Genomic DNA, 18,123 nt, shown 5'->3' with positions numbered 1-18,123 from the left:
TCATGCTGCTCCCCCTGCGCGCTGCGCTACTGCCGCCATGTATTCATCTCCAAATTCTTTCAGTAACAGATCGGCATTGTCCGGCGTGATTTCCCACATCGGGAAGCCGAGCTTGGCCCGCGAGTCGTAATAGGCTTGCGCCACCGCCCGCGACAGGTTGCGGATGCGGCCCATGTAGGCCGCCCGCTCGGTGACCGAGATCGCGCCGCGCGCATCCAGCAGATTGAAGGTGTGCGCCGCTTTCAATACCATTTCATAGGCTGGCAGCGCTAGCGGCACCGCCAGCAGGCGTTTGGCCTCGGCTTCGTAGTTGCCGAACAAGGGGAACAGGAATTCGGTGTTGGCGTATTCGAAATTGTAGGTCGATTGTTCGACTTCGTTCTGGTGGAAAACGTCGCCATACCGCAAGGTTTTTTTGACGCCATGTTCGACCCACTCGGTCCAGACCAGGTCGTAGACATTTCCCACGCCCTGCAAATACATCGCCAGCCGCTCGATGCCGTAGGTGATCTCGCCCAGCACCGGCTTGCAATCGAGGCCGCCGACTTGCTGGAAATAAGTGAACTGGGTTACTTCCATGCCGTTGAGCCAGACTTCCCAGCCCAGGCCCCAGGCACCCAGAGTAGGATTTTCCCAGTCATCTTCGACAAAACGCACGTCATTGCGTTTGAGATCGAGCCCGAGCGCTTCGAGCGAGCCGAGATACAGGTCGAGGATGTTTTCCGGCGCCGGCTTGAGCACGACTTGGTATTGATAGTAGTGCTGCAGGCGGTTAGGATTTTCGCCGTAGCGGCCGTCCTTCGGACGGCGCGACGGCTGCACATAGGCGGCGCGCCAAGGCTCTGGGCCGATGGCGCGCAGGAAGGTCGCGGTGTGCGAGGTGCCGGCGCCGACTTCCATGTCGTAGGGTTGCAGCAGGGCGCAGCCCTGTGCATCCCAATAATCTTGCAATTTGAGAATGATTTGTTGGAATGTCAGCATCGTTTGTTGCTTTTCTATGCGGCAAAGTGCCGGTTGGTATCGCTAAATATCCAGCCAATTAAGTAGCGAAACATGGGGCGCAAAGAGGAGCGCGCCAAAAGCCACGATTTTAGCGGGTTTTGCTTGCTTTATGTAGCTCGGCCGGGCTTGGTGTCTTGCTCAAGGTTGAGCTTGGGGCTTAGCTTGATGCCGCGCTTGAGCGCGATCCTGAGCGCAATGCCTGGCGGCGCCGACTCCGCCAGCAACTCCAGCACCAACTGCCCAACAGCATCAACAGCGCGGCGGCCAGCAACAAGCGGTTGCCGAACAGGATATACGGCGTGCTGCCGCTATAGCCTTGCACCGTCGTCGCCAGCGTACCGCGGATATAGGGCGGCAGTTGCGCGCTGACATTGCCGTGCGGATCGATTGCCGCTGTCGTGCCGGTGTTGGTCGCCCGCAGCATCGGGCGTCTGGTTTCCAGGCTGCGCATTTGTGAAATTTGCAAATGCTGTGCCAGCGCTATGGTATCGCCGAACCAGGCGATATTCGACATGTTCAGCAACATAGTCGCTGTCGGCGTGCCGGAAGCCATCGTGGCCGCCAATTGCCGGGCGATCTCTTCGCCGAACAAATCTTCGTAGCAGATGTTGGGCAGCACCCACTGGTCTTTTACCGCGAACGGAGCCTGCACCGGCGCGCCGGGGGTGAAGTCGCCGAGCGGAATGTGCATCATGTCGACAAACCAGCGAAAGCCGAACGGTACGAATTCGCCGAACGGCACCAGATGCTGCTTATCGTAGCGAAATCCGGGGTGGCTGGCGCTGTTGCCCTGCGGGGCAATCCCGATGACGCTGTTGGCATAGCGGTTGGGGCCGTCGATGTATGGAATACCCAACGCGATATGGCTGCCGCTTTGCTGCGAGAAGGCTGCCAGCGCGGCAGGGAAATCGGGCGGCAGTTGGGTCTGCAGAATCGGTATCGCGGTTTCCGGGGTGGCGACCAGGTCAGCCGGCGCGGCGCGGATCATGTCGGCATACAGGCGCAGGCTGCTGTCGATCTTGGTGCCGTCGAATTTTTCTTCTTGCGCTACGTTACCTTGCAACAGGCGTACCGAGATCGGCTGGCCGCTTGGTACGGTCCAGTCGATCCGAGACAGTCCGAAGCCGGCGCAAAGGGTCAGTAATACGACGATCGCCGGCCAGCGGCGCTGCGGCAGCAATGCCAGGCAGCCGGCGATGACTGCCGCAATGCTGCCGATGCCATACACCCCGACCAGCGGCGCGAAACCGGCCAATGGACTGCCAGTGTGGGCATAGCCAGAAATCAGCCATGGGAAACCGCTGAACAGCCAGCCGCGCAGCCATTCGGTCAGGCCCCACAGGGCCGGGAAGATCGCCAGTGCCAGCAGCAGCGACGAGGCGGCCCAGCGGCGCTTGAGCCACAGCGCTAGTGCGGCGCTCAAGGCTGTGTAAAGCGCCATCGCCAGCGCCAGCAGCGCCACTGCAAGTGCTGACAACCAGCCCGGCAGGCCGCCGTAATCGTGCAGAGAAATGTAAATCCAGTAAACCCCGTGCGCGACCCAGCCGAAGCAGTAGGCCCAGCCCGCCAGCGCGGCTTTTTTGACGCTGTCGACGCGGTTAATGCAGACGATCAGCAATGCTAAGGTCAGCGGTTGCAGCGGCCACAGGCCGTAAGGTGCGAAGGCGAACACATTAATGGCGCCGGTCAGGGCCGCCAGCGGCAGCAGCAAGGACAGTCTTGGAAGGCGGATCTGGCGAAAATGCATAGGCGGGGGAGTGGCAAGATTGGTTTTTTGCTGCGCTTTGGGAAGCCTGGAGGCTTCCCAAAGCGGGTACTGAGTCAGGACTCTTCCGGCGCTGCATCCTGCAGTTTTTCAACCAGCAAGACATGGACCTGGCGAGCGTCGGCGCGCAGTACTTCAAAGCGTACATTGTCGATTGTGAATTCGCCACCCTTGCGCGGCACGCGGCCCAGATGATTGGCGACTAAGCCGCCGATGGTATCGACATCTTCATCAACCAGTGCCGTCTCAAGCGTGTCGTTGAACTGCTCGATCTCGGTCAGTGCCTTGACGCGCCAACGGCCGCCGTGATCGCCGTCGCGGATGGCCAGGATGTTGTCTTCTTCTTCGTCGAAATCGTATTCGTCCTCGATGTCGCCGACGATCTGTTCGAGCACGTCTTCAATCGTGATCAGGCCGGCCACGCCGCCGTATTCGTCGACCACGATAGCCATGTGATTGCGGTTGGCGCGGAAGTCGCGCAGCAGCACGTTGAGTCGCTTCGATTCAGGGATGAATACCGCCGGGCGCAGCATGTCCCGCACATCGAACGAATCTTCGGCGTAATAGCGCAGCAAATCCTTGGCGAGCAGGATGCCGATTACCTTGTCGCGTTCGCCATCGACAGCAGGAAAGCGCGAGTGAGCGGTCGAGAGGACTTCCGGCATCCAGTCCTCGATCGGCTTGGTGACGTCGATCATGTCCATTTGCGAACGCGGAATCATGATGTCGCGGGCAGACAGATCGGAAACCTGAAACACGCCTTCGATCATCGACAGCGCATCGGCATCGATCAGATTGCGCTCGTGCGCATCTTGCAGCACGTCGAGCAGCTCGGCGCGATTTTCAGGTTCAGGGGAAATTAGTGCGGTCAGGCGTTCGAATAGTGACCGGTGTGGTTTAGCGTCAAATGATTTGACGCTACTAGGGTGCTCTGGCATATGGCGTTAGCCTTGGGGGTACATTGTTGAGGAAGCAATAGGATACAACAAATATGTGACAGGACGACGAAACGCCGATCTCTGGTGCGTCATATTGTAGTTCGATGCGCGCATTCCAACATGAAAAAAGCGGGCACTGCTAGTTAGCAGCGCCCGCTTTTTTTGCAATAAAGATAATTATTTCTTCATTTCATCTTTAGCCATACCGTCCTTGCCCATTGCATCTTTGGACATTGCATCTTTGGACATTGCATCTTTGGACATTGCATCTTTGGACATTGCATCTTTGGACATTGCATCTTTGGACATTGCGTCTTTGGACATTGCATCTTTGGACATTGCATCTTTGGACATCGTATCTTGGGCGAAAGCGCCGCCAGCAGTCATCATCAGGCCGGTAACCAACAGGATTGTGAGGCTTTTCTTCATTTTAAATCTCCAGTTAAAAGTGGCAAAAGCGCCGTTAGAACTCAGCAGGCAAGTCGGCTGGCTTTGCAACCGTAGCGAGCGGCTCAAGGTCGGCAAGAGAAGCGCAACCGTACGCAGGTGCGGTGAGCATCTTAGTCCCGAGATTGAGTCGAGCAGTAGGTTGCAAAGCCAGCCTTCAGGAACCGCCGAACCAGTTGTACCCTTGGTCTTCCCAGTAACCGCCGGGGTACTTGTTTGTTACTTCTATAGATACGATGTGTTTCGGATTCTTGTAACCGAGCTTGGTCGGCATCCGCAGCTTCATTGGGAAGCCGTATTTGGCCGGCAGGATTTCGCCGTCATAGGTCAGGGTGAGCTGGGTTTGCGGATGCAGGGCAGTCGGCATGTCGATGCTGGTGTGGTAATCGTCGCCACATTTGAATGCGATGTATTTGGCGCTCAGGTCGGCACCGATTTGTTGCAGAAAATAGGAAAACGGCACGCCGCCCCAACGGCCGATGGCGCTCCATCCTTCCACGCAGATATGGCGGGTAATTTGTTCGTTCTGTGGCAGCTTGTGCAATTGTTCGAGTCTCCAGGGACGCTTGTTGCTGACCAGTCCGCTGATCTCCAGTTGATAGTCGGCAGCATCGATTTCCGGCACTTCGTCAATGCCGTAGAACGCGTTGAACGGAAACGGTCGAGTCATCTCTGCCTGGGTATAAGTCGGTGCCAGCCGTTTAGGATCGAACAGCCAGCCCTGAACGCCGTCGTTGATTCGCGAGATGCGCTCAAGCAGCCGATTGACCGAGGCCTGGTCGGTGATATTGCAGCCGGTCAGCAGCGACAGGCCGCCCAAGGTGAGCGCGCGTTTGGCGAACAGGCGGCGTGACGGCAGCGCCAATTCGCGGCGTGCATCTTTGAGGATTGATTCGGCGTCGAGTTGCGACGGTACGTGAAGGCTTTTCTTGATCATGATTTTTCCTCAACGGCCGCGTAGCATGGCCAGCAGCGTGCGTGGCACTAGGGCCACCATGACGATGTGCACTACCATGAATGCGACCAGAAAGGCCATCGCGCAGAAGTGCACGACGCGCGCATTGTCGAAGCCGCCCAGCAACTCGCGCAGCAATGGAAACTGTACTGATTTCCAGATCGCCAGGCCGGACACCAACAGCAGTATCAAATCCAGAATGACCGAGACATATGCCAGCTTTTGCACGGCGTTGTATTTATCCAGCGCCTGATGCTGCAGTTTTCCGGTGAGCGCCTTGAGCATGTCGGTGGCGACATCGACCGGCCTTAACGGAAAAAATTTCTTCCACAGGCGGCCGCTTCCGGCATTCAACAGCAGATAAATCAGACCGTTAAAAAACAGCAGCCACATCGCTGCAAAGTGCCACTGCAACGCACCGCCAAGCCAGCCGCCGAGCGTCCATTCATTGGGGATGCGGAACGGAAAAATCGGCGATGCGTTGTAGATGCGCCAGCCACTAAGGATCATGATAATCACAGCCAGTGCGTTGAGCCAGTGCGTGACGCGTAGCCAGATCGGATGGACGATCTTTTTTCGACGATAGATGACATTTAGGCCGCCTGTGTAAGGAGTGTGGTTGTCAATATGCGCAGCATGGTTGACTTCAACATTGGCACCGTTGGCTTAGCAATGACCTTTTCATGGTGCTTAGTCGCGCACCAAGCCGATTCATTACATGAGTTTATCATAAACTTATTTGTAGCGCGCATTTGAAGATTGTACATAACATAAAAGCAATTAATTATAAGAAATGCCACATTCCGGGCGATAAGTAATTTTATTTTGGTAATAAAAATACAGCTAAATCTGAGCATGCCCTCAGCTAGCTGTCGCCAGCTGGTTATGCTGTGCGTGGCTATTCTTAATATAAAGTCAGTGCGGGGGATTTTTAATTCAATCGTCAGGTCGTGTCGCTGGAGCAAAGGCGACAGATAGCGTAATTGCTGCCATGCCGTTTGGCCCCGACTTGAATGCTGCTGCTGGTCATCTTAAACAACTCTGTGCAGTGGCGGCCCTGTGAGAATCTGACGACGCCGATACCGAGCAGGGCAGTGAAACGATTTCTGGTTGTTGCCGGAGGAGGGGGCGCCTGCCGCGAGCAGGCACGATGAGGTGGGCTCTTACCTGCCGGATAACGTATTGCTGTTAGCCGAATGTAAGGATGCGAGGATAGCAGTGGCAGGTTTTTATCGGGCAGGGGTGACAGGATGTTTATCTGTCTGCGTAAGGATTGGGCCAGCCCAGCGCCTCTAATATCTCAATTTCCAGGTTTTCCATTTCGGCGGCTTCTGCATCGTCCTCATGGTCGTAGCCTTGCGCATGCAGCACACCATGCACGACCAGATGCGCTGTGTGTTGCTCCACCGACTTGCGCTGCTCCACTGCTTCGCGCTCCAGCACGTCGGTACAGAAAATGATATCGGCCCGGGTGATGCCGTCATCTTCGCTCTGGCCTGCACTGAAATCCTGATCCTGACTCTGATACTGATCTGCCGAATAGGCAAAGGTCAGCACATTGGTGGCGTAGTCCTTGCCGCGATAGTCGCGGTTCAGGCTGCGGCCTTCGTCGGTATCGACAAAGCGCAAGGTCAGCTCTGCCGGCGCCAGCAGCGCGGCCTGGACCCAACGCCGCAATTGCCGCCGTGTGACGATATCTTTGAGGCGTGGATCGGGATATTGGACCGATAACGAGAGTTTATTTTTTTGCGGCATGGCGGCTGCGAGCTGTCTTGGTAATGCCGGTCAGGACCGGCGCGGCGAGTTTGGTCGGCGGTGTGGCGGCGTCGATCACGCCATGCGTGGAAGCCGCCGGTGCCGCCTGCGATGCTGTTTCATATGCGTCGACAATGCGCGCCACCAGCGGATGACGCACCACGTCGCTGCTGTTGAATCGGGTAAAGGCGATGCCGCGCACATCCTTGAGGATGTTCATGGCATCGATCAGGCCGCTTTTCTGGCCGCGCTGCAGGTCGATCTGGGTGACGTCGCCTGTAACCACGGCCTTGCTGCCGAAGCCGATCCGGGTCAGGAACATCTTCATCTGTTCCGGCGTGGTGTTTTGCGCTTCGTCCAGAATGATGAATGCATGGTTCAGCGTACGACCGCGCATATAAGCCAGCGGTGCGATTTCAATTGCCTGCTTCTCAAACATTTTCTGAGTCCGGTCGAAACCCAGCAAATCGTGCAGCGCGTCATACAAAGGGCGCAGATAGGGATCGACTTTTTGCGCCAGGTCGCCCGGCAGAAAGCCCAGCCTTTCGCCGGCTTCGACGGCCGGCCTGGTCAGCACGATGCGCTTTACCGCATCGTGCTCCAGCGCGTCGACCGCACAAGCCACCGCCAGGTAGGTCTTGCCGGTACCGGCCGGGCCGATGCCAAGCGTGACGTCGTGCTCCAGGATCGAGCGTATGTACTGGCTCTGGTGCGGCGTGCGGCCGCGCAGGTCGCTGCGGCGGATCTTGAGAACCGGGCTTTCGATATCGGTCTCGGTCAGGTCGGCCTCGGCCGGATCGATGGGCGAGGCGGCCTCAGACTGGCTGTCGTTTGTCTTGAGCGCTTTGGGTTTTTTTCCGACCCCCAACATGGCGCGCTGCTCGACCAGCGCCAGCTGGATTTCGTCGACTGAAATCACCTTGTTGGCGATTGCGTAAAACTGGTCGAGGATTTGCACTGCGCGTTCGGCATTGCTGCCGGCAGCAATGAACTTATCGCCGCGACGGAAAATCGAGACATCCAGCGCCGCGGAAATCTGCCGCAGGTTTTCATCCAGCGGTCCGCATAGATGCGCCAACCGCGTATTGTCGAGCGGTTGCGGGATAAAATAATGTGGCTGGGTAGGAGTTTTGGTTTTCAAGCTGTGCTGTGCTTATCTGGTTGTCTGTTCGTCTGTTCGTCTGTTCGTCTGTTCGTCTGTTCGTCTGTTCGTCTGTTCGTCTTTTTCTTCGCTTGTCCGGCGCAGTCGGCCGGACATCATGACATCATTCTGCCAGCACGATTTCGCCGCGTAATGTATAGGTGTAGGTGTCAGTGATCCTGACGTCGATCAACTGGCCGATCAGCCGCGCGCCATTGGGCCCGCCATCGATATTGACCACGCGGTTGTTCTCGGTGCGGCCTTGCAGTTCGGACGGGTTTTTCTTGGACGGCCCTTCCACCAGAATCCGTTGCACACTACCGACCATCGCGGCACTGATTTTGCCGATATTTTCCTCGATCACAGCCTGTAAATGTTGCAGTCGCTTCAGTTTGACTTCGTGCGGCGTGTCGTCCTGTAAGTTAGCGGCCGGTGTGCCCGGGCGTGGGCTGAAGAGGAAGCTGAAACTATTGTCGTAGCCGATATCGGTGATCAGTTTCATCAAGGCCTCGAAATCGGCGTCGGTTTCGCCCGGGAAGCCGACGATGAAGTCGCTCGAAATCGTGATGTTGGGGCGTACCTGGCGCAGGCGGCGGATCACCGATTTGTATTCCAGCACGGTGTAGCCGCGTTTCATGGCCGACAAGATGCGATCCGAACCATGCTGCGCCGGCAGATAGAGATGATCGACCAGCTTTGGTACTTTGGCGTAGGTATCGATCAGGCGCTGCGTGAATTCTTTCGGATGGCTGGTGACAAAGCGGATGCGCTCGATGCCCGGGATGTCTGCGATGTATTCGATCAGCAGCGCAAAGTCGGCGATCTCGCCATCTCCCATCTGGCCGCGGAAGGCGTTGACGTTCTGCCCCAGCAGCGTGATTTCTTTGACGCCTTGCTCGGCCAGCCCGGCTACTTCGGTCAGCACGTCCTCAAAGCGGCGCGAGACTTCTTCCCCACGCGTATAGGGCACCACACAATAACTGCAATATTTGCTACAGCCTTCCATGATCGAGACGTACGCTGTCGCACCTTCTGCCTTGGCCGGCGGCATGTGATCGAATTTTTCGATTTCGGGGAAGCTGATGTCGACCTGAGAATGGCCGCTGGAACGGCGTTGGCTGATCATCTCCGGCAGCCGGTGCAGCGTCTGCGGACCAAACACCATATCGACATAAGGTGCACGTTTGACGATGGCTGCGCCTTCTTGCGACGCCACGCAGCCACCGACGCCGATCAGCAGATCGGGGTTGTTGCGCTTGAGTTCGCGCAGGCGACCAAGGTCGGAGAATACTTTCTCCTGCGCTTTCTCGCGCACCGAGCACGTATTCAGAAGGATCACGTCGGCGTCTTCCGGGCGGTCGGTTTTTACCAGCCCATCCGACGCGTTGAGCACATCGGCCATCTTGTCCGAGTCGTACTCGTTCATCTGACAACCGAAGGTCTTGATGAATACTTTCTTTTGCATCGTTTTTTCCATGACTGCTCTTTATTCTGATTACTGCTTGTTACTGTTGCGTTGCGTCTCGACCTTCTGGCTGGCTTCGTCAGGGGTCAGGATCCAGACCCGATCGACATCGCCCTGCGGATTGAGCGTGTAGTTCACCAGATAGGTGTCGCTGCCAAGCGAGCTGGGAATCTGCGTCAGTTGGCTGGTATTCCAGATCCGCGAGCCGGGTGAGAGACGCAAGGTATTACCGTTGATCGTCACGCTCGGATAGCTGGTGATGGCCAGTTTGCCGCGCAAGGTCAAGGCCGGGAAAGTCCGCTCTATCGCCATTGCGGAGATTGCCAGCGCTGCCAGCGAGAAAATCATGAACAGGCGGACTGGCCGCATGGTTGCCGACATCACTACTCCATCAGATGAAAATCATGCATATCGCGGCATGACGTTGAATAAGGACTCTGTATCAAAGACTGTGCATCAAAGACTCTGAATCAAAGATTCTGTATCAAAGAAAACCAGTAATAAGGAAGTCGAGATTGCCGGACGTTGACCATATGTTTCGCTTGCAGCAGCTGCCCCGGCAGGCTTTTCGGGCAACTTGCAGCCGATGTGCGGCAAGCGCGGATTATAGCATTTCGGTGGCAGTGTTCACGATGCGCGCCCGCGGCACGCCTCAACGAGGTGCGCATGCACAAATAACGAATATATGTTGCATTCTTACAATTTGTTACAGATGAGCGGCGCCAGAACGGCGATGAATGGAGTTGAGAATCATTTCTTAATGGCAACGTGAATTATATAATAAGAGCTCGTTGAATCAGCATTTTCCGGGGGGGATGTCACGTGCAAAGCGGTAAATTTGATGTTTAATTGCTTTTAATGCAATATCGCGCGCGTTTGGGTTTGCCTTCGAGCAAAGGGGTCACAACAATCGAGTTGATGATTACCATACTCGTGGCGGCCATACTGGCCGCGGTTGCGCTCCCTTCGGTGGGCAATTTCATTAACCAAACCCGCTTGTCCGGTAACGTCAATGAATTCATTGCTGCCACCATGTTGGCGCGTTCGGAGGCAATTCAGCGTGCCGGGGCGGTGACTATATGCCGTAGTTCCGGTGCCGAAACCGGTTCGGATTCCTGTGATCAACGCAGCAGCGACTGGTCCAGCGGCTGGCTGATTTATGTTGGAACTGCAGCGGATTCGCCGAATACCGCCGGTCACCAAATTCTGGCCCGTCAGGGCGCTTTCGCTGCCGGTACCAGCATCGCCGCGGCATCGGCCGCGACGGCAATTACCTATGCCGCCAGCGGTGCGCCTTGGCCGGCACCGCCAGGCGCTTTTACGTTCACATTCAATAATAATTTTCTGCGCAAGGTCTGTTTTTCACCAAGCGGACGGATCAGTACGTTACCGGCCGGTGCCGACGTGTGTCCGGCATGATTTCGCTCAGACATAGCGGAGGTATAAGAAATATGGTTTTTTTGAACAGGAAATGCGCCGCTGCCAAGCCTGCCAAACGGCACCAGCGTGGCGTCGGCATGATTGAAGTATTAATTTCGATCACCATCACCGCGTTTGCATTGCTGGGGCTGGCGGGTTTGCAGATGGCGGCATTGAAATATCAGAAAGTGGCGCATTTCCGTTCTCTGGGCAGCCAGCTTGGAGCCGACATGGCTGACCGCGTGCGTGCCAACGCAACCTCAATCACCACCACGGTGGGCGGCGGCGCGGTGAGTTATGCAACGTCTGATAAATATTCGGCAACGCCGCCGACGGATGTGCCGTCGTGCACAATTAACCCCGGCGTGGCTTGCGCCACGCCGCAAGACATCGTGAAAAAGGATATTTATGAATGGCGGCTTGCCCTTAGCCGGGCTTTGGCAGGAGGCTGGGGCAGCGTATCGGCCTACGATCCGACGCCGGGTCCCAACCAGGGCATTACCGTGACCGTGTATTACAACGAGCCGGACCGGGCGCTCGCCAGCGCAATGGCCGCCGATTGCGACTCTTCGGTGTTTTCTGCCGACGTGGTTCAGAGTCAGATGCGCTGCTTCAAGACGACGGTGATGCCATGACGATTACGCTCGTGCGCAAGGGCGCTCAGCGCCGCCATACAGATGGTTTCACGCTGATTGAGTTGATGGTGTCGGTGACTATCGGCCTGATCCTGTTGTTGTTCCTCAGCAGCTTATATTTCAACAGCCGCGCCAGTGTGCGCCTCAATGATGACAATGCACGGATACAGGAAGACGGTCGTTATGCGTTGTCGCTGATCGGGCGCAACCTGATGCAGGCTGGATTCGGCCATATGCAGACCGGTAACACTACCGATTTTCCGCCGCAAAGTCCGATTGAATTGAGCAAGTTGAAGGGGCTGACGGGATGCAGCTATGGCTTTGCGACACCTGTCGCTGCGATACCAACCTGCGCCGCCGCACCGGTTCCAGCGCCGTCGAGCATTAGCGGGCCATCGGCATTCACGGTGGCCTATACCAGCGAGCCTTATTCCGATGCCACCAACATCAGCGGCGCCGGCACGGATTGCAGCGGGACCAAGGCCTTCAATGCCACCAGCACCCAAGGCGGAGTCGTCATCAACAGCTTTTATCTCGATAGCGCAACCAAAACCTTGTATTGCAAAGGCTATGCCGGGTCTGCCACGCCGCAGCCGATCCTCAGCAACGTCGACAACATGGTATTGACTTACGGCATCGATACCGGGAATCGCTATGCGCCAATGAAATCGACGACGGACGCCGCGGAAGCCGGCGCCACCGATGCCATCAACGGAAATAACAAGGTCGGCTGGGATCGCGTGGTCACGGTGACGGTTTGTCTGGAGCTGCACAGTGCGAACAATGTGGTGACTGCTGCTGCCGGTCAAAGCTATTACAAGTGCAATGCCAGCACGCCAACCGTTGCCACCGACCGCCTGCTGCACACCACGATGACACGCGTGTTCACCTTGCGTAATAACGCTACCGCCAGTTTGAGCAACTGATGGAGAAATTGATTGCTTGACTTGATCAAGCTGTTTAATGGGTTCAACTGAACGTCAACAGACTATTTATTGAACATATTTTATTGAGCATATTTTATTGAACATATTTAGCGTACATATTTATGGCATATACAAAATTTCCGCAATCCGGCATTGCGCTGCCGATGGTGTTGATTTTTCTGGTTCTGATGATGCTGATTGGCGCCGTAGCGATCCGTAATGTGACGCTGGATGAAAAGATGGCGGCCAATTCGCGTAATCAGCAATTGGCTTTCCAGGCCGCGGAAAAGGGTTTGCGCCATTGTGAAATAGGCGCGCAAAAAAACAAGATCGCGCAGAAGCCTGGCGATCCCGAGAAGCCTGTCGCCAACATGCTTACGCCGGCGAGCGCCAACGGCAATGTCTGGGATACCTGGCCGGCAACGGCGCCGACAACGGTCACATTGTCGCTATCCAACGGTGCCGCGCAATGCATCATCGAAGACGTCAGCGACACCATTGCATTGGGGGTGACCCAACCCAAGCGGGATTTGAGCGTCAAGGTCTATCGGATCACGGCGTTTGGCGTTGACACGGCGTTTGCAACAGCGAATGCAAAAGTCATGCTGCAAAGCTATTTCAAAATCTGATACCAGGGAAATTCCATGTTGAGTACAACCGTATTGCGACCGTTGTTGTCTGGCCGCCTGGTCAAGCTGGCAGCGCATTGTGCCTGTCTGGGGATGGCCGCCGTGTCAGGCGTGGCGCTGGCCGAAATAGCGCAGTCGCCGCTGTTTTTGCCGGTACCGCCGCCGCCCAACATCATGTACATGCTGGATAATTCCGGCAGCATGGTTTGGGGTACCGTAACCGGCACTGAAGCCACAGCCGAATTCAATGCCGCCAAGACCCAGCGTTCGTACTATTCCAGTGACTGGAATCAGATTTATTACAATCCGGCGACCACCTATTTACCTGGGGTGAAGGATAACGGTACATCAATGGGCAATGCCAGTACCGGCAAGACCGTGATTGATCCATACCTGGCACCCACCAAGACGCTGCCGAATAACATAGACGCGCTCTGTTACTACAGCACGACATATACACTGCCGCTGTACGTGACGACGAGTTTTGCCAGCAACACCAATTGCCAGGCGTCGAGCCAGACCAACAAGAATACGTTGGCGCAATATGCGTTCTATTACACCTGGGTGGGAAACGGTACGCCCACCGGCGCCACAGAAGAGGATACCGATAGCTACTACAAGCGGGTCGATATTCTGGCGAGCAGAGCCAGCTACCCTAAAGCCGCATCGCGCAGCGATTGCGCAGCAGCGTCGAGTTGCACCTATGCTGAAGAAATTCAGAATTTCGCGAATTGGTTTTCGTATTATCGAACCCGTATTCTGCTGACCAAGACCTCGCTCGGGATCGCTTTTTCCGGCATTAACGACCGCTTCCGCGTAGGCTTTGCAACCATCAACGATAACAACGGCAACACTAATAACAGCGCTGCCAATTTTGTCCCGTTATCGATTTTCAATGCCAACCAAAAAGCGGCCTGGTACGCCAAGCTGTATGCGATCAATCCCAGCGGCGGCACACCGTTGATTAATGCGTTGAACCAGGTCGGCCAGTATTACATGGGCAACGGCATGACCGGCGCCGCTGAATCGACCCCCGATCCGATCCAGTTGAAATGCCAGGCAAACTATACGATTCTTGCAACCGACGGTTATTGGAACGGGGCGGTGCCAAATTCGATCGGCAATCAGGACAGTAAAGTCCCGGCCTTGCCTGCGCCGATTTCTTATGATCCGGTATCCGGCACCGCGTTGACGCCGAATACCCCTTTCCCTGCGCCTTTTTATGAGGGAAAAACATCGTATGCGAATTCATTGGCAGATACCGCGATGCTGTATTGGATCAATGACATCGGGGTGCGCGCCGGCAATGGCGGCACCGTCGGTAAAATTGCAGCGACCTCAACCGATCCGGCCACCTGGCAGCACATGACCACGCATACCATCGGCTTAGGCGCCAACGGCACGCTCGACTACCAGCCCGACTACAAGACCGCAAGCAGCGGCCATTATGCTGAAATTAAAAGCGGCAGTCGTACCTGGCCGGTGCCGGAAGCGGATTCCGCGGAAGCGATTGACGACTTGTGGCACGCCGCGGTGAATGGCCATGGCAGCTATTTCAGCGCAAAAAATCCCAAGAGTCTGCAAGACGGCCTTAACAGCATTCTGGCGGAAATCGGCAAAGCCACCGGTTCCGGCGGCAGCGTTGCGGTACCGGGCGGCGTGGTGCCAGGCGCATCGAATGCGGTCTCGTATGTTCCGAGTTTTGACTCGGGCGGTTGGACCGGCCACCTGGTTGCTTATCAGATGAAAGCCGATGGCAGCTTTGGCGAGACGCCAAAATGGGATGCGGCGAACCTGTTGCCAGACTATACAAAACGTAACATCGTTACCTGGTCTGCCGGCGCCAGCAGCGCAAAAGCGTTTACCTGGAATAATCTGACCGCTGCGCAGCAGACGGCGTTGGTATCGCCAAATGTGGTCGATTATCTGAAAGGCAGCGCAACCATGGAAAAGGCCGCCGATGGCGGCGGCGCAGGCGTATTCCGCTATCGCCAGAACAAGCTTGGCGACATCGTCAACTCGAATCCGCTATATGTCCAGAAAAATGATTTCGGCTATGCGGCCTTGCCAGCCAGCGTCGCCGGCGGTAACACTTACACCGCTTTTCTGGCCACCAAGGCGGCCCGCAACGGCATGATCTATGTGGGCGCGAATGACGGCATGTTGCACGGCTTCGATACCAGCGGCGTTGAAAAATTCGGGTTCATACCAAACAGCGTTTATCCGAATCTGAAAACCCTGAGCGATCTCAATTACGGCCATCATTATTTTGTCGACGGCCCATTGGCCGAGGGCGACGCCTATCTTAACGGTAAGTGGAAAAACATCTTATTAGGTAGCACCGGCGCCGGCGCGCAAAGCGTCTTTGCGATCGATGTGACGGTTCCGGAATCGCTCGGGGAGAGTAGTGTTCTGTGGGAGTACAACAATGCCGCCAGCGATGCCGACATGGGTAATGTGCTGGGCGCACCGGCAGTGGTGTTGCTGGCGAATAATCGCTGGGCGGCGATTTTCGGCAACGGGTACAACAGCGGCAGCGGCCACGCGGTGCTATATCTGGTCGATATCCAGAGCGGCGCCTTGATTAAGAAAATCGACACCGGCGTCGGTAGCCTGGCCGCGCCTAACGGCTTGTCGGCGCCGGCATTGCTGTTTAATGCATCGCGTCAACTGGTCGCTGCCTATGCCGGCGATTTACAAGGCGATCTCTGGAAATTCGATTTGAGCAATGCCACCAATACCGCGCAATGGACCGGCAGTGTGTTGTTTACTGCGAAAGACGGCAGCGGCGCGGCCAATCCGCAGCCGATCGTGCAAACTCCGGTGATCGCCCAGCATCCGTTGGGCGGGCAGATGGTGATCTTCGGCACCGGTAAATACTTTGAGGCAGCAGACCTCGGCAACACCAACACCCAGAGCTTGTATGGCATTTGGGACAAGCCGGGCGAGGGCGCTGTCGGCGGCCGTGGCCAGCTACAGGTGCAAACCTTGGCGAACGTCTATTCGGCCGCAGGCAAATCGCTCGACCGCACGCTGACCAGCAATCCGGTAGCGTGGGGAACCAAGCGTGGCTGGTATATCGATTATCTGTCCAGCGGCGAACGGACGGTTGGCACATTGCAGATATTGAACGACGTGATTTTGCTCAATACATCACTGACGCCGAACACGGTAGATCCATGCGCCGGCGGCGGCTCGTCGCAAGTGCTCGGGGCGAATTTCCTGAGCGGTTCTTATTCGGAAAAATTTCATTTATTCGTCGACGGCGTTCCAGCCAATACCAACTTGAGTTCAGCCGAAATTCCAGGCACGGTAGGTTCTGCAAGCCCCATCCCTAATCCCGATCCGAGCCAGCCGAGCTGCATCAATACGGTCGGTTCGGATGGAAAAATAAATTGTCAGCAATATTCCGCGACAGGGGTAGCGGTGCGGCGCTGGCGACAGTTGTCGATCAAGCCAAACTGATCCATTACAAAGCGGTTCGAATCCAGAGGATGTCATGAGAAATAGCAATACATTATCGATGCCGGTCCAGCGCGGCTTCACGTTGATTGAGGTCATGGTGGTGGTCGTGGTGGTCGCCATCCTGGCATCCGTCGCCATCCCCAGCTACACCCAATACGTGCAGCGCGGCTACCGCGCTCAGGCGATGGCGACGCTGCTCAAGCACGCCAACTGGATGCAGCAGCAGTACACGGTCAACAGCAGTTATCTGCAGCCCAACGGTACTCTTCTGACGCTGCCGGCGGTTGCCGATGGCGGCACAAAGTATGTATACGGCATCGACAAGGACAAGACCACCAGCACTTTCTTCGTGCTTACCGCGGCCCCGCAGACCAACGACAAGTGCGGAACCTTCACATTGGACGGCACCGGTAAAAGGGACGCCACGGGCGGCAAGGCGCCGACGGCGTCTGCGGCGGATTGTTGGGCCGGGCGCTGACGATTATCGAATCGATTTGGCAACATGCGACTTGGTCAATCTCGGGCTCACTGCTGAAGACCTGAGATTGGCTTCTTCTTCTTCTCGTTATGCAACGTCATAACGACGATCAGTGCCCTCAATATTGTTGCTAATTTAGGATTGCGCGGGAGATGACAGCATGTCGATCGGCGCAAGCGGCACTTGCCGCGGTCACTTCCTATGCGCTTTGTTTGCTGCAATCCAATCCCATCAAGACCCGTAAAAGTGTCTTTTTGCATGTAATTTCGATGGACGGTATAAGCGTGGGGACAGGCGGGAGCTCGTCTCATTTCTTTGTGTAAATTGGAATTCTATAATGAAGTAACGGCAACAACTGCTGCTGCGTGAATGAATGCCGCTCGGTTGGGCTGGTGTTGGCAGGCGAACCGATCACCATGCACACCGTGTGCTGATTTTGCCGTTCATTGGGTCCTTGATTCTCTAGTTGCACAGATAGATTCAATAGATATGAGGCATTTATATGCACGCCAAAGCAGTTCAACCAGCAGCACGCGGGCAATCCGGTTTCACCCTCATTGAGATGATGATTGTGGTGGCAATCGTCGCTATTCTGGCGGCGGTTGCTCTGCCTAATTACAGTGATTACGTGCTGCGAGGCAAGCTCGTCGAGGCGACCAATGCATTGTCGGCGACCAGGGCCAACATGGAGCAGTATTATCAAGATAACCGGACGTATGTCACCTCCGCGACTATTCCATCGCCATGTGATGCCGCCAGCCTACCTTCGCTGAACGCCAGCCTGAAAAATTTTACGATTACCTGTAACCCGGTGCCGACGGCGACGACCTACACCATCGTTGCAACGGGTTCCACCAGTGTGACTACCGGCTTTGTTTTCTCGATAACCGACGCCAACGTTCAGACATCGACTGCAGGACCGGTATGGGGTGGTGCGAGCTATGCATGCTGGGTCACCAGAAGAGGCATGACGTGCTAATGAGCTTCCCTCGATTTTTCGTCTTCCAACAGGTGGCTTTTATGCCGCCTGTTTTTCCTGATGTTGCTCAGTGAGCCAGTCATCTAAATACTGGCAGGGTGAACGATAGCCAAGCGTCGAATGC

The 18,123-nt window shown here is 56.0% G+C and carries 17 protein-coding genes; 7 read left to right on the top strand and 10 right to left on the bottom strand.

Annotated features, from left to right (window positions below; translation table 11 throughout):
- From glyQ to ACIQ0R_RS00665, 10 genes are all read right to left on the bottom strand, one after another.
- A complete protein-coding gene (gene glyQ / locus ACIQ0R_RS00710; RefSeq protein ID WP_395822688.1) occupies window positions 1-981 on the bottom strand; it encodes a glycine--tRNA ligase subunit alpha in 981 nt (326 codons plus the stop codon).
- Window positions 982-1,159: 178 nt separating this feature from the next.
- Window positions 1,160-2,749 carry an apolipoprotein N-acyltransferase gene (lnt, locus tag ACIQ0R_RS00705; protein WP_395822686.1) on the bottom strand — a complete coding sequence of 530 codons (1,590 nt, stop codon included), beginning with the start codon at window positions 2,747-2,749 and terminating at the stop codon, window positions 1,160-1,162.
- A 74-nt stretch (window positions 2,750-2,823) separates the two neighbouring features.
- On the bottom strand, window positions 2,824-3,705 hold the full coding sequence (locus tag ACIQ0R_RS00700) for an HlyC/CorC family transporter (RefSeq protein ID WP_395822684.1): 882 nt from the start codon (window positions 3,703-3,705) through the stop codon (window positions 2,824-2,826).
- Between the two features lie 177 nt (window positions 3,706-3,882).
- The gene (locus ACIQ0R_RS00695; RefSeq protein WP_395822682.1) at window positions 3,883-4,134 is read right to left on the bottom strand and encodes a pentapeptide MXKDX repeat protein; all 252 of its coding nucleotides are present in this window, start codon (window positions 4,132-4,134) and stop codon (window positions 3,883-3,885) included.
- Window positions 4,135-4,309: 175 nt separating this feature from the next.
- Window positions 4,310-5,089 (bottom strand): molybdopterin-dependent oxidoreductase, encoded by a 780-nt coding sequence (locus ACIQ0R_RS00690; protein ID WP_395822680.1) that lies wholly within the window; start codon window positions 5,087-5,089, stop codon window positions 4,310-4,312.
- A 9-nt stretch (window positions 5,090-5,098) separates the two neighbouring features.
- Window positions 5,099-5,695 (bottom strand): cytochrome b/b6 domain-containing protein, encoded by a 597-nt coding sequence (locus tag ACIQ0R_RS00685; RefSeq protein WP_395822720.1) that lies wholly within the window; start codon window positions 5,693-5,695, stop codon window positions 5,099-5,101.
- Between the two features lie 666 nt (window positions 5,696-6,361).
- Entirely contained in the window at window positions 6,362-6,862 is a 501-nt protein-coding gene (gene ybeY / locus ACIQ0R_RS00680; protein WP_395822678.1) for an rRNA maturation RNase YbeY, read from the bottom strand.
- The gene (locus ACIQ0R_RS00675) at window positions 6,846-8,003 is read right to left on the bottom strand and encodes a PhoH family protein (protein ID WP_395822676.1); all 1,158 of its coding nucleotides are present in this window, start codon (window positions 8,001-8,003) and stop codon (window positions 6,846-6,848) included. Before ACIQ0R_RS00675 ends, ybeY begins: the two co-directional genes overlap by 17 nt.
- Before the next feature lie 124 nt (window positions 8,004-8,127).
- A complete protein-coding gene (miaB, locus tag ACIQ0R_RS00670; RefSeq protein WP_395822718.1) occupies window positions 8,128-9,468 on the bottom strand; it encodes a tRNA (N6-isopentenyl adenosine(37)-C2)-methylthiotransferase MiaB in 1,341 nt (446 codons plus the stop codon).
- Between the two features lie 30 nt (window positions 9,469-9,498).
- Entirely contained in the window at window positions 9,499-9,849 is a 351-nt protein-coding gene (locus tag ACIQ0R_RS00665; protein ID WP_395822674.1) for a hypothetical protein, read from the bottom strand.
- Window positions 9,850-10,386: 537 nt separating this feature from the next.
- Between ACIQ0R_RS00665 and ACIQ0R_RS00660 the strand changes: the two genes are divergently transcribed.
- The 7 genes from ACIQ0R_RS00660 (at window position 10,387) to ACIQ0R_RS00630 (ending at window position 17,999) form a co-directional block, all read left to right on the top strand.
- The gene (locus ACIQ0R_RS00660) at window positions 10,387-10,887 is read left to right on the top strand and encodes a GspH/FimT family protein (protein WP_395822672.1); all 501 of its coding nucleotides are present in this window, start codon (window positions 10,387-10,389) and stop codon (window positions 10,885-10,887) included.
- On the top strand, window positions 10,884-11,522 hold the full coding sequence (pilV, locus tag ACIQ0R_RS00655; RefSeq protein WP_395822716.1) for a type IV pilus modification protein PilV: 639 nt from the start codon (window positions 10,884-10,886) through the stop codon (window positions 11,520-11,522). Before ACIQ0R_RS00660 ends, pilV begins: the two co-directional genes overlap by 4 nt.
- The gene (locus ACIQ0R_RS00650; protein WP_395822670.1) at window positions 11,519-12,448 is read left to right on the top strand and encodes a PilW family protein; all 930 of its coding nucleotides are present in this window, start codon (window positions 11,519-11,521) and stop codon (window positions 12,446-12,448) included. Before pilV ends, ACIQ0R_RS00650 begins: the two co-directional genes overlap by 4 nt.
- Before the next feature lie 122 nt (window positions 12,449-12,570).
- The gene (locus tag ACIQ0R_RS00645; protein ID WP_395822668.1) at window positions 12,571-13,077 is read left to right on the top strand and encodes a PilX N-terminal domain-containing pilus assembly protein; all 507 of its coding nucleotides are present in this window, start codon (window positions 12,571-12,573) and stop codon (window positions 13,075-13,077) included.
- Window positions 13,078-13,092: 15 nt separating this feature from the next.
- A complete protein-coding gene (locus ACIQ0R_RS00640; RefSeq protein ID WP_395822666.1) occupies window positions 13,093-16,542 on the top strand; it encodes a pilus assembly protein in 3,450 nt (1,149 codons plus the stop codon).
- A gap of 34 nt (window positions 16,543-16,576) precedes the next feature.
- Window positions 16,577-17,020, top strand: coding sequence for a type IV pilin protein (locus tag ACIQ0R_RS00635; RefSeq protein WP_395822664.1), 444 nt, complete (start codon window positions 16,577-16,579; stop codon window positions 17,018-17,020).
- Window positions 17,021-17,522: 502 nt separating this feature from the next.
- Window positions 17,523-17,999 (top strand): type IV pilin protein, encoded by a 477-nt coding sequence (locus ACIQ0R_RS00630; RefSeq protein WP_395822662.1) that lies wholly within the window; start codon window positions 17,523-17,525, stop codon window positions 17,997-17,999.
- Window positions 18,000-18,123 lie beyond the last annotated feature (124 nt).

Origin of the sequence: Collimonas sp. (genome assembly GCF_044339385.1) — a bacterium.
GTDB lineage: Bacteria > Pseudomonadota > Gammaproteobacteria > Burkholderiales > Burkholderiaceae_D > Collimonas.
The sequence above is the reverse complement of the archived record's forward strand: the minus strand, read 5'-3'. Positions and strand labels throughout refer to the sequence as shown.

Coding starts and splice junctions, on each gene's coding strand:
- ACIQ0R_RS00690 (WP_395822680.1), bottom strand. CDS start 5,089: ATGATCAAGAAAAGCCTTCACGTACCGTCGCAACTCGACGCCGAATCA.
- ACIQ0R_RS00645 (WP_395822668.1), top strand. CDS start 12,571: ATGGCATATACAAAATTTCCGCAATCCGGCATTGCGCTGCCGATGGTG.
- glyQ (WP_395822688.1), bottom strand. CDS start 981: ATGCTGACATTCCAACAAATCATTCTCAAATTGCAAGATTATTGGGAT.
- ACIQ0R_RS00665 (WP_395822674.1), bottom strand. CDS start 9,849: ATGTCGGCAACCATGCGGCCAGTCCGCCTGTTCATGATTTTCTCGCTG.
- ACIQ0R_RS00650 (WP_395822670.1), top strand. CDS start 11,519: ATGACGATTACGCTCGTGCGCAAGGGCGCTCAGCGCCGCCATACAGAT.
- ACIQ0R_RS00695 (WP_395822682.1), bottom strand. CDS start 4,134: ATGAAGAAAAGCCTCACAATCCTGTTGGTTACCGGCCTGATGATGACT.
- miaB (WP_395822718.1), bottom strand. CDS start 9,468: ATGCAAAAGAAAGTATTCATCAAGACCTTCGGTTGTCAGATGAACGAG.
- ybeY (WP_395822678.1), bottom strand. CDS start 6,862: ATGCCGCAAAAAAATAAACTCTCGTTATCGGTCCAATATCCCGATCCA.
- lnt (WP_395822686.1), bottom strand. CDS start 2,749: ATGCATTTTCGCCAGATCCGCCTTCCAAGACTGTCCTTGCTGCTGCCG.
- ACIQ0R_RS00700 (WP_395822684.1), bottom strand. CDS start 3,705: ATGCCAGAGCACCCTAGTAGCGTCAAATCATTTGACGCTAAACCACAC.
- pilV (WP_395822716.1), top strand. CDS start 10,884: ATGATTTCGCTCAGACATAGCGGAGGTATAAGAAATATGGTTTTTTTG.
- ACIQ0R_RS00630 (WP_395822662.1), top strand. CDS start 17,523: ATGCACGCCAAAGCAGTTCAACCAGCAGCACGCGGGCAATCCGGTTTC.
- ACIQ0R_RS00660 (WP_395822672.1), top strand. CDS start 10,387: ATGATTACCATACTCGTGGCGGCCATACTGGCCGCGGTTGCGCTCCCT.
- ACIQ0R_RS00635 (WP_395822664.1), top strand. CDS start 16,577: ATGAGAAATAGCAATACATTATCGATGCCGGTCCAGCGCGGCTTCACG.
- ACIQ0R_RS00640 (WP_395822666.1), top strand. CDS start 13,093: ATGTTGAGTACAACCGTATTGCGACCGTTGTTGTCTGGCCGCCTGGTC.